This is a genomic window from Burkholderia sp. HAN2018, assembly GCF_024704855.1.
Lineage (GTDB): Bacteria > Pseudomonadota > Gammaproteobacteria > Burkholderiales > Burkholderiaceae > Burkholderia > Burkholderia cepacia.
The window spans coordinates 1-14,725 of the sequence record NZ_QOBB01000186.1; the positions used below are offsets into that span (position 1 = coordinate 1).

Sequence of the window (14,725 nt, forward strand, 5' to 3'; positions counted from 1 at the left end):
CGCGGGTCGAGGTCGGCCGTCGCGGCGGCCGCATGCGCCGCGCGCCACGGCAAGCCCGCTGCCGCGACCAGCGCGGCGGTCATGAACTGGCGTCGGTCGGTCATCGTGCGGCCCCTCGGGAATTGGCAGCGGCGCGCATCACAGCACCCGCGACAGGAACGCGCGCGTGCGCGCATGCGTCGGCGCGTCGAGCACGACGGCCGGCGGCCCGGATTCGACGATGCGCCCGCGCTCCATGAACAGCACGTTGTCCGCGACTTCGCGCGCGAAGCCGATCTCGTGCGTGACGATCACGAGCGTCGTGCCCGAGCGCGCGAGTTCCTTGATCACGTCGAGCACCTCGTTCACGAGTTCCGGGTCGAGCGCGGAAGTCGGTTCGTCGAACAGCAGCACCTTCGGGCGCAACGCGAGTGCCCGCGCGATCGCGACGCGCTGCTGCTGGCCGCCGGAGAGCTGGCGCGGATACGCATCGGCCTTGTCCGCGAGACCGACGCGAGCGAGCAACGTACGGGCGATGCGCTCGGCGGCGTCGCGCGTGACGCCGCCGACGGCGACCGGTGCCTCGATCAGGTTCTCGAGCACCGTCAGGTGCGGGAACAGGTTGAAGTTCTGGAACACCATCCCGACGGCCGTGCGCCGTGTCAGCACGTCGCGCTCCTTCAGCTCGTAGAGCACGTCGCCGTCGCGGCGATAGCCGATCAGTTCGCCGTCGATGTCGATGAAGCCGTCGTCGACGCGTTCGAGATGGTTGATCGTGCGCAGCAGCGTCGACTTGCCCGAGCCCGACGGCCCGACGATCACGGTCACGCTGCCGCGCGGCGCGACGAACGAGACGTTGTCGAGCACGCGCTGCATGCCGAACTGCTTCGATACGCCATGCACGGCCACTTCGCCGCCGGCGCGTGGCGCGACGGCCACCGTATCGGCATTGCCATCGGCGCGTACGAGCGAATCATCGCGGCTGGACCTGACACGCCGCCACAGCACGCCGAGGCGCGCGAGCGCGAACGTGACGACGGACGGCGGCGGGTTGCGCAGCGCGCCGCGCGCATAGTGGCGCTCGACCTGCACCTGGATCGCCGACAGCACGGTCAGGATGATCAGATACCAGACGGTCGCAACCATCAGCAGCGGAATCACCTCGAGATTGCGGCGATAGATCACCTGCACCGTATAGAACAGCTCCGGCATCGCGAGCACGTAGACCATCGACGTGCCTTTCGCGAGCGAGATCAGGTCGTTGAACGCGGTCGGCAGGATCGCGCGCATCGCCTGCGGCAGCACGATCCGCGTGGTCTGGCGGCCGCGCGGCAGGCCGAGCGCGGCCGCCGCTTCGAGCTGCCCCTGGTCGACCGCGAGAATGCCGCCGCGAATCACTTCCGCGGAAAACGCCGCGTGGTTCAGCGTGAGGCCAAGCACGGCCGCGAGGAACGGGCTGATCAGGTCGGTGGTCGGCGTGTCGAACCACACGATATTGGTGAACGGCACGCCGAGCCGCACATGCTCGTACAGGTAGCCGAGGTTGTTCAGGATCAGCAGCAGCACGATCAGCGGAATCGAGCGGAACAGCCACACGAAGGCCCACGCGCTCGCCGACAGCAGCCGCGAACGCGACAGCCGGGCCAGCGCGACGAACGCGCCGAGCACGAAGCCGAACACCGCGCCGAGCAGCGTCAGCACCAGCGTGCGTGCGAGCCCCGACAGCACCGGCGGCGACAGGAACCATTCGGCGAACACCGGCCAGCCCCATTGCGGGTTGCCGAGTATCGAATGCAGGACGATCGCGATCAGCGCGACGGCGAGCACGGTGCCGGCCGTGCGCGACCGGTGGCGCGCGGGCACGATCCGGAAACGCGTGCCGGCGTCGCGCGCGCCGGGGGAAGAAAGCGGCGGCAGCGCGCCGCCGAGGTGGGTCGTGTCGCTCATGTCGATGGAAATCCTCGAATCGGTCGGGCGGACGCGCCGCGCACGGGCGGCGCGGCGGCGGGTGTCAGGCGTGCGCTTCGGCCGCCGTTTCGGGCGACGCGTCAGGCACCGCGTGACGGCTTGCCTTGCGCGGCAGGCCGAGGTGGTCGCGCAGCGTCGCGCCGGGCAGGTCGCGGCTGTAGCGGCCGCGCGCCTCGAGCGCCGGGATCACGAGCTCGACGAAATCGTCGACGCCTTGCGCCTGCACCGCGAAGCCGAGGATGAAGCCGTCGCCGGCGCCCGCGTCGTGCCAGCGGATCAGCTCGTCGGCGACATGCTCGGCCGTGCCGATGAAGTTCGGGCGCGGCGTGGCGACCGCGAGCGCCGTCTCGCGCAGCGACAGGCCTTTCTGTTTCGCGTCGGCCTTGATCCGGTCGGTGGTCGAGCGGAAGCTGTTGCGGCCGAGCTCGCCGAGTTCCGGAAACGGCGCGTCGAGCGGGTACTGCGTGAAATCGTGGTGATCGAAATAGCGGCCCAGGTAGGCGAGCGCCTCGTCGATCGTCAGCAGGTCGCGGATCGCCTGGTATTTGTCCTCGGCCTCGGCGGCCGTGCGGCCGACGATCGGCCCGATGCCGGGGAAGACCTTCACGTCGCTGCCTTGCCGGCCGTGCTCGATCGCGCTCTGCTTCACGCGCCGCGTGAACGCGGCCGTTTCGTCGAGCGACGGCGAATGCGTGAACACGGCATCCGCGTACTTTCCGGCGAGCCCGATGCCGGTGTCGGAGGAGCCGGCCTGGAAGATCACCGGCTGCCCCTGCGGGGACCGCTGGATGTTCAGCGGGCCCGCGACCTGGAAGAAGCGGCCGTGGTGGTCGAGCGTGTGGAGCTTGTCGCGATCGAAGAAGCGGCCGGTCGCGCGGTCGCGCACGAATGCGTCGTCGTCCCAGCTGTCCCACAGGCCCTGCACGACGTCGAGGTATTCGTCGGCGATCTCGTAGCGCAGCTCATGATCGGGATGCGCCTTGCCGAAGTTCTTCGCGGTGCCCTCGAGCGGCGTCGTCACGACGTTCCAGCCCGCGCGCCCGCCGCTGATCGCATCGAGCGACGCCAGCTGGCGGGCGACCGTGAACGGCTCGCTGTACGACGTCGAGATCGTGCCCGCGAGCCCGATCTTCTTCGTCGCGACCGCGAGCGCCGACAGCACGGTCAGCGGCTCGAAGCGGTTCAGGAAGTGCGGGATCGACTTCTCGTTGATGTAGAGGCCGTCCGCGACGAACGCGAAGGCGATGCCGGCGGCTTCCGCCTTGCGGGCGATGCCGATCGCGAAATCGAGGTTGATGCTCGCGTCCGGCGGGTTGCTCGGGTGCCGCCATGCGTTCATGTGGCTGCCTGCGCCTTGCAGCATCAGGCCGAAAGGAATCGATCGTCGGGTCGTCATGGGAGCGTCACGCATTCTGGTCAGGGGAAAGGGAGCGGTCGGCCGCGAGGGCCGCCTGCAACGGCGTGCTCGACGGCGCGCCGCCGAGCCATTCGGCCGATGCGAGCCGCGCCGCGTAGTCGGTCACCGGCGAATCGATCACGAACGCGTCGACGTCGAGCCGCCGGCTCAGCGCGTCGAGCGCGTGGTGCACGCGATCGGGGGTATCGGCCAGCACCGTCGGGCGCAGCTCGTCGATGCGGTAGTCGGACGCGCCGCTCTGCCGCGCGAATTCGGCGGCCGCCTGCGCACTGGGGAGGTTGAAGCTCTGCCCGCCCGCGAGCTGCAGCTTGAAGATCTTCAGCGGCCCGATCAGTTGCTCGGCCTCGTCGCGCGTCGGCGCGGCCACCGCGTACAGCGCGACCAGCGGCCGTGTGCCGCCCGCGCTGCGATACGCGTCGAGCGAGCGTTCGATGTTCGCGTCGTCGCCGTTGAAATGCCCCGCGTAGCAGAAGCGCCAGCCGTTGCGCGCGGCGAGCGTGCCGCTGTCCGGCGAGCCGCCGAGCAGGATGCGTTCGGGCGCCTGCGGCGGCACGGGTAGCGCGATCGCGCCGGCGAGCGGGTGATCTTCTGCCACGCCCCAGCCGAGAAACGCGTCGAGTTCCGCGAGCTGGCCCGCGAAGTCCGGCTTGCGCGCCTTGTCGTGGAACCACTGCAGTGCGCGCGTGGTCAGCGGCAACCCGCCGGGCGCCTTGCCGACGCCGAGGTCGACGCGGCCCGGCGCGAGCGCAGCCAGTACCTTGAACGTCTCGGCGACCTTGAACGGGCTGTAGTGCTGCAGCATCACGCCGCCCGAGCCGACGCGGATGCGCGACGTGTGCGCGAGCAGGTGCGCGACGACGATCTCCGGCGCGGAGCTCGCGAAGGCCTGCGTGCCATGATGCTCGGCGACCCAGAAGCGCTCGTAGCCGAGCTGTTCGGCGCGCTGCGCGAGCGTCGTGGTGAAGCGCAGCGCGTCGGCGGCGTTCGCGCCGTCGGCGATCGGACTCTTGTCCAGCAACGAAAGCGAGTAAGACATGGTGGGCGGCGTTCCTGCGTGAGCGTGAAGTAAGCGTGACGGGACGAAGGGCGGGCGTGGCGCTCAGCTCTTCGGCAGCCCGGGCGGATTCGTGCGCGACTGGTCGATCGCCTCGGACGCGAGGTTCCAGCGGTCGAGCACCTGCTGGTAGCGGCCGTTCCTGATCAACCCGTTCAGCGCGACGGTCAGCGGATCGGCGAGCCCGCTGCCGCGGCGCGTCGCGATCGCGATGTCGGCCGTGCGCGGCCAGCCGCCGCTGATTGCGCCGACGAGCCGCGTCTTGCCTTGCTGCGCGCTCTGGTACGCGAGCACCGAGTTCACGCTGAACACGGCATCGGCACGGCCCGACTGCACGGCGACGATGCGCATCGCCTGGTCGTCGTAGTACTGGATCTGCACGGGTTTCAGCCCGTGCGCGACGTTCTCGCGGTCCCACGCGAGCAGGATCTTTTCCTGGTTGGTGCCGGCGTCGGTCACGATACGCAGCCCCGCGACGTCCTTCGGCTCGCGGATCGCCTGGATCTTGCTGTCGTTGCGCACGTAGAAGCCGACCTGGTCCTTGCGGTAGGTCGAGAAATCGAACTTCTGCTTGCGTTCCTCGGTGACGGTGACGTTCGAGATCACCGCGTCGACTTTTCCGGATTCGAGCGCGAGCGGCCAGTCGGCCCACGCGAGCGCGACGATCTTCAGCTTGCGGCCGAGGCTGTCGGACACGAGCTGGCCGACGTCGGCGTCGAAGCCGATCACCGTGCGAGCGTCGGTTGCATACGAACTGATCGGCGGCAGGCTCGGTGCGATGCCGATCGTCAGCGTGCCGGGTTCGGCGAACTTGAACGACGCGGGCACCGCGCGCTCGACTGCCGCATCCGCCACGCCGCGCGGGCGCCCGCGCTGTTCGGGGCTCAAGTCGAACGTGGCGGCGGCCGCGGCCGCGGCGAACGCGGTCAGGCCAATCAACGCGGTGGCCAGCGTGCGCGCGGCACGTGAAGAAAACGGTACGGCTCGTTGCATGAAAGCGTCCTGTGGTGGCAAGCGGTAATCGGAGGAAGGCGGGGGCGCGGCGGCGGTCAGCGCGGCAGCGCCGGTTCGGGCACGGGCGCCCACAGGTCGGCCAGCGTCGACGTGCGCGACGGATCGGCGAGATCCTTGCCGAACCGCAGGTGGTAATGCACCTCGGGGGCGATCGACGAATCGAACAGCCGCGTATAGCCGGTGCGGTCGTACAGCGCCCATGCCTCGGGCTGGCGAAAACCGGTAGTCAGGTAGATGCGGCGATAGCCCTGCTGCGCGGCGCGCAGTTCGAGTGCCTCCACGATGATGCGTGCGAGGCCCTGACGGCGCAGGTCCGCGCGGGTCCAGATGCGTTTGAGCTCGGCGGTCTGCGCGTCATAGCGCTTGAACGCGCCGCCGCCGATCGTCTCGCCGTCGCGCAGCAGCAGCACGAACGCGCCTTCGGGCGGCGCGAACAGTTCGGCCGGGTAGCGCGCGAGCTCCTCGCGTGCGGACGCGTGGCTGTCGGGGCGATACGCGTTGTAACGGGTCGAATACTCGTCGATCAGTGCGTCGATCAGCGGTTGCGCGCGGACGTCGAGCGGCGTCGTGTCGATGATGCGGTCGGTCGTGGCCATGGGCATCGCGAAGGGCGCGCGATGCGGACGTTCCTGGCGGGGTGCGGGCACGCGGCCCGTCCGGTCTGTTCCGTTATCGCGACGCGGTTGTCGTGATGGCGGCGGCCGGTGCGTGTCCTGCTGGGATGCAGATGGCGGGCCGCCGCCGTTTTGAACACGTTAGCGGCGCGACCGGCAAAGGCGAACGAAGCAATTTCGATAAGGATTTCGCGGCGGACGTCAGAAGGCTCGCAGCGGGAGTGGGGTGGCGATGACGGGGTGCATGCGCATGCATCGAAGCCGATGCACGCGCCGGTGCGATGCCGACATGCGAGCGCCTATGCGGCCCGGACTTCGGCGAGCAGATCGGGGTGACGATCGAGGATCTTCAGCAGTTTCACGAGGGCAAGCGGCGGATTCGTCTTGCCTGTTTCGTAACGGGAGAACGCGTTGACGCCGCCGCCGAAAAGCTCGGCCGCCTCGCGCTGGTCGAGCTTCAGCTTCTTGCGCACCTTCGCGATGTAATTCGGGTCGACGATGGTGGCGTTCACCTGCTTGTTGAACTCGCTGATCGCTTCGCCGAGACGGGTCGCTTCGTCGAGATCCAGTACCGATTCCCCGCAGGCCGGGCAGAACTCGCCGGTGACAGCGCGGACGACGGTCGACCGGCCCTTGTAGGTATAAGGGATGTCTCGCGTGTCGCGGACGAGCTTCGCAGCACCGCATGCAGGACACTTCATTTTCATCGCTCCTTGAAAGACACGATCAGCACATCGTCGATCACCGTCAGTTTCAGGTACACGTCGCCGCGCACCGTCAACGGCCGGTAGACGTCCTGCCAGATCGTGTGGTCGGCGTACGTCGTCATGCTCTTGTGGAAGTCGAGGTCGGTCAGCGACATCACGACATCGAGCGCCTCCCGTTCCGTGAAACCCAGCTGCCGCGCGCCGAGTACCGCGCTCGCGGTCAACCGTACCTGGCCGGATTCGACCAGCGCCTTGACGAGGGTCAGCTTGCAATGAGGCCTTCTCTTTTCCATTCGCGATCTTAACCAAGTAAGTTAATTTGTCAAGTTGGTTAATGGCGAGCGCATGCCGTCCGCCATGACTGGCAGACCGCATGGAAAGGAGATGGATCCGGTTTTAGGCCGTCTGGCCGATGCTCGGCGGGGCCGACAACTCCGCCAGCTGGAACAGGCAATCGCCGCGCTGCACCTGCGCAGGCACGCGCTTGCACACCACTTCGCCGTCGCCCTTGAAGCGGTGCAGCACCGGCTCGCGCAGCGGCGTATCGGGGAAGTGCACCCATGCGGCCGGCTGCCCGGCCTTCACCTGGTCGCCGAGTTCGACGAGCGGCTCGTACAGCCCGCGCTCGTACGCATAGACGAAGTGGCGATCGCCGTCGACACGCATGAAGCGCGTGACGGTGGGCGGCGCGTCGGGCACGAGCGCGCCGCGCAGCAGGCCGATGTAACCGAGGTAGTGCAGCAGCCCGTGGCGACCGAGCCGGATCAGCGACGGGTCGGCCATGCCGGCACCGCCGAGTTCGGTCACGATCGAGATCGCGCCCTGGCGGCGCGCGGCCGAGGCCGAGTGCACGGGATTCGGCGCGTGCAGCAGCGCGTTCTGCAACCCGAACGCGACCAGCAGCCCGTTGAGCTTCGCGGCTTCGTCGGCGTCGAGCGGGTCGATCGCGAGCATGTTGCCGCCCTGGTACAGCAGCGAGCTGCCGCCCGAGTGCAGGTCGACCAGATACTGCGAGCGCGCCAGCAGGACATGCTCGATGTAGTGGGCGATCATCTGCGTCGGCGTGCCGGCCGGGTCGCCGGGGAAGCTGCGGTTCAGGTTGCCCTGGTCGAGCGGCGACACGCGCAGGCCCGCGTCCGCCGCCGGGAAATTCGCCATCGGCAGCAGGATCAGCTGCCCGCTGACCATCCCGGGCTCGATCTCGCGCATCAGTTGCGACACGATGATCTGGCCTTCGTACTCGTCGCCGTGGTTGCCGGCCATCACGAGCGCGACCGGGCCGTCGCCGTTGCGAATCGACGCGATCGGGATCGGCAGCCAGCCGTACGCCGAGCGGTGTACGGAATGCGGCAGCCGCAGGTAGCCCGCGTGCTTGCCTTGTGCGTCGAGATCGATTTCGCAGTGGATGGGATTGCGGTGTGAGGAGGAGGCGGTCATGGCGGCATCGTTCGATGAACGGAATCTGCCATCTTATCGGGAAACGACCGCTGCGCGCCGCGCCCGGCGCGAGCAGCGCCGAACGCCATCAGCCGGCAAGCGCATGGAGGCATGCGGGGGAGTTGCAAAGCCGATACGCGGAACCCGGTGCGATGTTGCAGCGGTGAACGCATGCCGGCATGCCGGCCGGCCGCATTCGGGCCTGGTGTTTCGCGCCGGCCCTTGCCGCGACGGGGCCGGCGTGCAAGGCCGGCTTACCGGCCCGATGTTTCAGCTTCGAGACGTCCTTCTTCCCACAGTGCCCAGAAACGGCTGCCGGCGCGATACGGATTCGCGCGGCGCGCGGCGTGATCGGCGATGCCCTGGCGAAACGCGCCGTACAGCGTCAGCGGCGGATTGTCGACGCATCGGGCTTCGCGTGCGGCCGGCATGCGGCTTTCGGAAACGAGCCGGCGGATCAGCGATGCGCCGTCGATCACATCCAGTTCGTCGATGGTTTCGCTGCGGCTGAGGACTTCGACGGTATTCATGTTGGGTCTCCCTGACCACCTGTTTCCCTGACAGGGAGCAATAAGAGTGCCAGGTTCGAAAAGCCCTGCGCTGCCTTGATCGTGCAGGCTTCTGCAGCCAACGTGACGGGTGGCGGGCGTCGATGTTACGGAACACGTCACGTGACACGCGAGCGCGCGACGCCACGTGCGGTCACGTAAAGCGTTTCGGAATTGAATCGCCGGGAGGCGTCGACGCGGGAGAAAGAGGACTGCGCGGCCGGGTCAGCTCGCGGTGGCCGGCGTGACCCGGCTGCTGCCGCTCGAATAGAAGCGGTAGATGCCCTTGCCGGCCGATTTCGCGTCGTACAGCGCGCTGTCGGCCTGCCGGATCAGTTCGTCGGGGGAGCCGTGCCCGTCGTCGAGTGCGATGCCGATGCTGATCCCCAGGATCACGGTCTCGCCGATCGACAGCGTGTACGGCGCCGAGATCTGCCGGATGATGCGCGCCGCGAGGAGCGAGCACGCCTGCATCGTCACGTCGTCGATCGCGACGACGAATTCGTCGCCGCCGATGCGCGCGGCCAGCTCGCCGGGCGGCAGCGTCTTGCCGAGCCGCTCGGCGACCTGCGTCAGCACGTCGTCGCCGGCCTGGTGGCCGAACCGGTCGTTGATCGCCTTGAAGCCGTCGAGGTCGAGATACATGACGGCGAGCCCGGACTCCGGCGAGTGTGGCCGGCTCGCGAGCATCCGCTTGAGTTCCGCATGCAGCTCGTGGCGGTTCGGCAGACCCGTCAGCGCATCGTGCCGCGCGAGATGCCGGATGTGCTGTTCGGTCTGGCGGCGCGCGGTGACGTCCTCGACGATGATCACCGCGTTGCCGTCCGGCACGAGATGGCGCGTCAGTTCGAGCTGGCGGCCATCGGCGAGCACCAGGTCGAGCGGCGCGGGTTCGTCGCAGGCCAGCCAGATCTCGCACTGCGCGGCGAGACGGGCGCCGCCGGGATCGATCGCGTCGTTCGCGCCGAGCGCCGCGACGACGGCGGGCAGCGGCGTTTCGAGCATGATCTGGCGCGGCGAGCCGAACAGTTGCGCGGTACGCCGGTTCGCGACGATCACGCGGCGCTCGCCGTCGATCATGCACAGGCCGTGCGGCATGTAGGTGAGCGCGGCGTCGAAGCGCGCGACGAGTTCGGCGTTGCGCTGGCGCGCGGCAATCAGCGCGACGAGCACGCGATAGTGACGCTGGACGACCGTGCGCATCGCGGCGAGGTAGATCACGAGCGGCGGCAGCAGCAGCCACGCCCCCGGCCGGTGGGCCAGCAACGCGCCGATGCCGATCGGCAGCACGCCGACCGTGACCTGCGACATCGCGAGCCGGGGTAGCGCCGAATTGCGCGACGCGATCCCGCCGAACACACCGCCCGCGACCATCACCGACAGCGTGCCGAGCTCGACGTCGACGGCCTGCACGCAGCCCATCACGCCGAGACCGAGCACGAAGCACGCGACGAGCGACACGGGCGCATAGCGCATCGCCCAGTATTCGGCGCGATCGTCGCCGCCGTCGCGTTGAACCGTGTACGCACGCGCGATCGAGAGCCGCGCGATGAGCAGGCCGACGTCGACGATCAGCCACGCGAGGCACCAGAGCTGCTGCAGCCGGATCAGCGCGACGGCCGCGACGAAGCCGCTCGCGAGCCCGGAGAGCGCCATCGGTCGGACGTCCTCGAACAGGGTAACGAGCATCGACGGGCGCAGCGCGGCCGTCACACGGTGGTTGCCGGAGGGGGGAGTGGCGAGAACGGAGTGCAGGAGAGATGCCCTGACTGCCATGGTTTTTGACCTCGACACGATGTCGCTTGATATCGCGATGGCTGGCGGCACCCGCACGGCACGTGGCGGAAGCCCGGCCAGGCCGGATGCGCACGACATTACCATGAAATACGGGCGGCGCGGGTCACCCGGCGGACCCGCGTGCCGCGTCGGCCACGAGTCGTCAACCACGCCCACGAAAGTCTTGCGCATTCGCCGGCGCCGGGGCAGCATCGACGCGAACCGAACGAGGCTCGGCGATCGACAGGAGACAGGCGCGTATCCGCCGGGCGCGGTCGACACGAACGAAACCGCCGCAAGCGGGCAGGCGATGCGACCGGATCGCCAACCGCGACCGGCTGTCGCAGCCCGGCTGAACACCGTTATAAGAAATTCAATAAGTATTTCATGCGGGAAATACTATAGGCGATATATCAAAAACAATGCCAGAATGCGCGCCGCTCCGAACGTCGCGACATCCGATCGCCGTCCGAGCCGCATCAGGAGGTTCCCCCAATGAAAAACCACGGCCTGTCACGGCGGGGTTTTCTGAAAGCCAGCGTGCTGGCGGGCGTCGCAGTGTATGTCGCGCCCCTGGGCAGCCGCGCGTTCGCGGCGCTCTTCGAAGAAAAACTCCTCACCCCCGTCAAATGGGATAGCGTCACCGGCATCCCCCAATTCCGCATCGACGGCATCGCGAAGGTCACGGGCTCGAAAGTGTTCGCCCGTGACGTGCGCGCAGCCGACATGCCGCACTGGCCGCAGCAGCAGTCTCATGCGCTGATCCTGCGCGTCACGCAGGCCGACCGCACGTACGAAGGCTTCGACCTTTCGCTGCTGGGCGACGAACTGAAACCGGACCGCGTGGTCACGGCCGACGATCTCGTGCGCGACGTCGTCGCGTTTCCGGCGTTCTACGGCGACGACATGCTGCTGCCCGCCGGCAAGACGCCCGCGTATCTCGGCCATGCGGTCGCGATCCTCATCTACCACGACTTCGCGCGCTTCCGCTTCGCGAAGAACGCGCTCAAGTTCCGCGACGACGTGATCCGCTACGGCGCGGTCACGGGCCCGCTCGAGCGCGATCCGTGGGGCACCTTCCGCTACGTGCGCGTGGGCGGCAAGACGGCCTACGACGACGATGTCTATTCGAGCCTGAAGGACGCGCCGATCTTTCCGAGCATGATGCGCAAGCACCTGCCGGTGTGGCCGGACGGCAAGGAGCACGGCAAGCTCGACGAGCAGGGCATGTTCCTGGCCGGGCAGATTGCCGACGAGCTCGACCATCCGTCGGCCGACTGGCTCGTGTTCGACCGCGAGTACAACACGCAGTCGGTCGACACCTCCGCGCTCGAACCGGACAACGCGAACTGCTGGTACGACGCCGCGACGCAGTCGCTGCACCTCGTCGTGCCGACCCAGTCGCCGCTCGAAGTGGCGGAGAACGCGGCCGCGATGGTCGCGAAGTGCCGCTTCCCGGTGAAGAAGCTGTTCGTGCATCCGTGCTACACGGTCGGCTACGGCTCGAAGGATCACTTCAACGTGCCGTTCTACGGCCTCGTCTGCGCGCTGTACGCGGACGGCCGCCCGGTGCGTTTCGCGAACGACCGCTACGAACAGTTCCAGACGTCGCTGAAGCGTCACGCGTTCAAGATGCATTACCGGATCGCCGTGGACCGCAACACCGGCCTGCTGCAGTCGTTCAAGGGCGACTTCGAGGCGAACGGCGGCGGGCGCTCGAACTTCTCGCCGTCGGTCGCGATGGTCGGCGCGACGGCCGCGCAATCGATCTACTACTTCCCGAAGAGCGACCTCGCGGCCGTGGCGATTGCATCACGCGCGATCGATGCCGGTTCCGCGCGCGGCTACGGCACGCTGCAGAGCATGGCGGCGACCGAGATGGCGGTCGACGAGATCGCCGCGCAGCTGAACATCGACCCGATCGATTTCCGCCTGCGCAACGCGCTGCGTTCGGGGATGAAGAACACGCAAGGGGCGATTCCCGCCGGCGCGCTGCGCGTCGACGAGGTGCTCGAGCGCTCGAAGCAGCATCCGCTGTGGACGCGCCGCGCCGCGCGCAAGGCCGAATACGAGGCGGCGAACCCGGGCAAGCGCTACGGCGTCGGCTTCGCGTGCGTGCAGAAGGACTTCGGCACGGGCGCGGAAGCGTCGTTCGCGAAGGTCGAATTCGACGAGAACGGCAAGGTGTCGCTGCGCCACACGGCTGCCGAGATCGGCACCGGGATGTCGACGTCGCAGGCTGTGGCCGTCGTGAAGTGGCTCGGCCGTCCGGCGACGGACGTGCAGGTCGCCGTGACCGAATGGCCGGACCTGCCGGTCGAGACCAGCGGCGATCCGTACATCATGTCGCAGGCCGACCAGGATCGCCTGAGCGCGAATCCGCGCTGGTCGCCGAGCTATGCGTCGCCGTCGAGCGCGACGAACTCCGCGTACTACTTCACGCACAGCACGCGCGAAGCCGCGCGCGCGGTGTTCCGCTACGGCCTGTGGCCGGCGGCGATGTCGATCTGGACGCGCGGCCTCGGCGGCGGCCAGGCCGCGCCGTACACGATCCGCATCGAGGACGCGCGCTGGGTCGACGGCAAGCTGACCGCCGACGGCCTCGAGCCGCTGTCGTTCGAACAGCTCGCGAAGCAGGCGCATGCGCTCGGCCTGCCGACCGGCGCCGTCGTGCACGTGTTCAACCGCTGGCAGTGGACCGACGCCGAGTTCGAGGTGGGCGGCGTGGTCGATCGTTTGCCGATCGACGGGCTGTCGCTGCGCGTCGGCGCACCGAAGACGGGCGACAACGGCCCGGTGCCCGGCACCGCCGCGCCTGCCGGCGCGACCGCGATGCGCGGCACGCTGGCGCCGACCGCGAACGGCTACCGCGTGCTGGACCGCAAGCGCGTTTTCATCCCGCCGACGAGCCGCAACAACGCGGCCGTCACGTACTACACGGCGGTCGGCACGCTGGTCGAGCTGGCCGTGCATGAAGCGACCGGCAAGGTCGAGCTGCTCACGCATCACTCGATCATGGAATGCGGCAACCAGATTTCGCCGCAGCTCGTGTCGGGTCAGTTGCAGGGCGGTCTCGCGATGGGTATCGGCCACGCGTTGCACGAATACCTGCCGCTGTATGAAGACGGCCCCGGCAACGGCACGTGGAACTTCAACCGTTACCAGCTGCCGCGCGCGTCCGACGTCGCCGTCTGGACGCAGACGGGCGACGTGCTGCCCCCGCTGTCCGAGACCGATCCGCCGAAGGGCGTTGCCGAAGTGGTGATGATCCCCGTCGTCGGCGCGATCGTGAACGGCATCGCGCACGCGATCGGCCATCGTTTCACCGACCTGCCGGTGACCCCGCAAAAGATTCAGGAGGTGCTCGCATGACGACCGCCCAAACCGCGGCTTCGGCCGCGAGCGCCAGCGCCGCTGCGACCGGCGCTTCCGCACCGGCCCAGGCTTCGGCCGTACCGGCCCCGGCTGTGCCGGCGTCGGCACCGGCACCGGCACCGGCACCGGCACCGGCCGCCGTCGAGCGTCCGCTCGTCCGGTTCCAGTCGAAACCGCTGTCGATCAACATCAACGGCAAGTCCGTCGGCCCGATGCAGGTGCCGGAAGGGCTGATGATGATCGAGTTCCTGCACGAATACGCGGGCCTCACCGGGTCGCGGCTCGGCTGCGGGCAGGGCATCTGCCACGCGTGCGTCGTGATCGTCGACAAGCCGGACGGCACGAGCGAGGAAATGCGCACCTGCATCACCGGCGCGCATTTCTTCCACGGCCGCACGATCCGCACGATCGAAGGCCACGCGAAGCGCAACGAAGCGGGCGAAGTGGTCGAGCTGTCGCCGATCCAGCAGAAGTTCCTCGAGCACTTCAGCTTCCAGTGCGGCTATTGCACGCCGGGTTTCGTCAACGCGGCGACCGTGCTGATCGAACGCCTGAAGCGCGAACCGGTTGCGAAGGCCGACGTCGAGCGCACGATCACCGAGGCGCTCGATGCGCACCTCTGCCGCTGCACGGGCTATGTCCGCTACTACGAAGCCGTCAAGGACGTGGTGCTGACGACGCCGGGACTCGTGAAGGACGCCGCATGAAACGCACATTCGCTCATCGTGTCGCGCGGGCCGCGGGCCTCCCCGTGCTCGCGGCGGCTTGCGCGCTGCTGCTCGCCGCATGCGGCGGCCACGACGCACCGGCCTCGAACGCCGCTTCCGGCGCGCCCG

Annotated in this window: 12 protein-coding genes and 1 pseudogene; 3 read left to right on the forward strand and 10 right to left on the reverse strand. The window is 68.5% G+C overall.

All coding sequences use genetic code 11. The annotated features are described in order from the left end of the window. Positions 1 to 138 precede the first annotated feature (138 nt). The 10 genes from DPV74_RS31440 to DPV74_RS31485 form a co-directional block, all read right to left on the reverse strand. Positions 139 to 1,926, reverse strand: coding sequence for an amino acid ABC transporter permease/ATP-binding protein (locus DPV74_RS31440; RefSeq protein WP_119338600.1), 1,788 nt, complete (start codon positions 1,924 to 1,926; stop codon positions 139 to 141). A gap of 64 nt (positions 1,927 to 1,990) precedes the next feature. Then, the gene (locus DPV74_RS31445) at positions 1,991 to 3,343 is read right to left on the reverse strand and encodes an LLM class flavin-dependent oxidoreductase (protein WP_060371962.1); all 1,353 of its coding nucleotides are present in this window, start codon (positions 3,341 to 3,343) and stop codon (positions 1,991 to 1,993) included. 7 nt (positions 3,344 to 3,350) lie between these two features. Further along, positions 3,351 to 4,400 (reverse strand): LLM class flavin-dependent oxidoreductase, encoded by a 1,050-nt coding sequence (locus DPV74_RS31450; protein WP_119338601.1) that lies wholly within the window; start codon positions 4,398 to 4,400, stop codon positions 3,351 to 3,353. 63 nt (positions 4,401 to 4,463) lie between these two features. Further along, positions 4,464 to 5,411, reverse strand: a complete 948-nt coding sequence (locus tag DPV74_RS31455) for an ABC transporter substrate-binding protein (protein ID WP_059588816.1) — start codon at positions 5,409 to 5,411, stop codon at positions 4,464 to 4,466. 56 nt (positions 5,412 to 5,467) lie between these two features. Next, positions 5,468 to 6,028 carry a GNAT family N-acetyltransferase gene (locus DPV74_RS31460; protein WP_027791642.1) on the reverse strand — a complete coding sequence of 187 codons (561 nt, stop codon included), beginning with the start codon at positions 6,026 to 6,028 and terminating at the stop codon, positions 5,468 to 5,470. A 317-nt stretch (positions 6,029 to 6,345) separates the two neighbouring features. After that, positions 6,346 to 6,747 carry a type II toxin-antitoxin system MqsA family antitoxin gene (locus DPV74_RS31465; protein WP_027791641.1) on the reverse strand — a complete coding sequence of 134 codons (402 nt, stop codon included), beginning with the start codon at positions 6,745 to 6,747 and terminating at the stop codon, positions 6,346 to 6,348. Positions 6,748 to 6,749: 2 nt separating this feature from the next. Then, entirely contained in the window at positions 6,750 to 7,046 is a 297-nt protein-coding gene (locus DPV74_RS31470) for a type II toxin-antitoxin system MqsR family toxin (protein ID WP_060085317.1), read from the reverse strand. A 103-nt stretch (positions 7,047 to 7,149) separates the two neighbouring features. Next, positions 7,150 to 8,190 (reverse strand): succinylglutamate desuccinylase/aspartoacylase family protein, encoded by a 1,041-nt coding sequence (locus tag DPV74_RS31475; RefSeq protein ID WP_027791639.1) that lies wholly within the window; start codon positions 8,188 to 8,190, stop codon positions 7,150 to 7,152. A gap of 254 nt (positions 8,191 to 8,444) precedes the next feature. Beyond that, positions 8,445 to 8,720 carry a hypothetical protein gene (locus DPV74_RS31480; protein WP_060207255.1) on the reverse strand — a complete coding sequence of 92 codons (276 nt, stop codon included), beginning with the start codon at positions 8,718 to 8,720 and terminating at the stop codon, positions 8,445 to 8,447. A 243-nt stretch (positions 8,721 to 8,963) separates the two neighbouring features. Further along, complete coding sequence (locus DPV74_RS31485; protein ID WP_119338602.1) at positions 8,964 to 10,514, reverse strand: sensor domain-containing diguanylate cyclase; 1,551 nt, start codon at positions 10,512 to 10,514, stop codon at positions 8,964 to 8,966. Between the two features lie 495 nt (positions 10,515 to 11,009). Here DPV74_RS31485 and DPV74_RS31490 point away from each other — a divergent pair, with 495 nt between their 5' ends. The 3 genes and pseudogenes from DPV74_RS31490 to DPV74_RS31500 all read left to right on the forward strand — a co-directional run. Further along, positions 11,010 to 13,886, forward strand: a complete 2,877-nt coding sequence (locus DPV74_RS31490) for a xanthine dehydrogenase family protein molybdopterin-binding subunit (RefSeq protein WP_119338603.1) — start codon at positions 11,010 to 11,012, stop codon at positions 13,884 to 13,886. After that, entirely contained in the window at positions 13,883 to 14,596 is a 714-nt protein-coding gene (locus DPV74_RS31495) for a (2Fe-2S)-binding protein (RefSeq protein WP_119338604.1), read from the forward strand. The genes DPV74_RS31490 and DPV74_RS31495 overlap by 4 nt, the downstream gene beginning before the upstream one ends. Further along, positions 14,593 to 14,725: pseudogene (locus DPV74_RS31500) on the forward strand (cytochrome c); the annotation flags it as partial. The gene DPV74_RS31495 and the pseudogene DPV74_RS31500, both read left to right, overlap by 4 nt.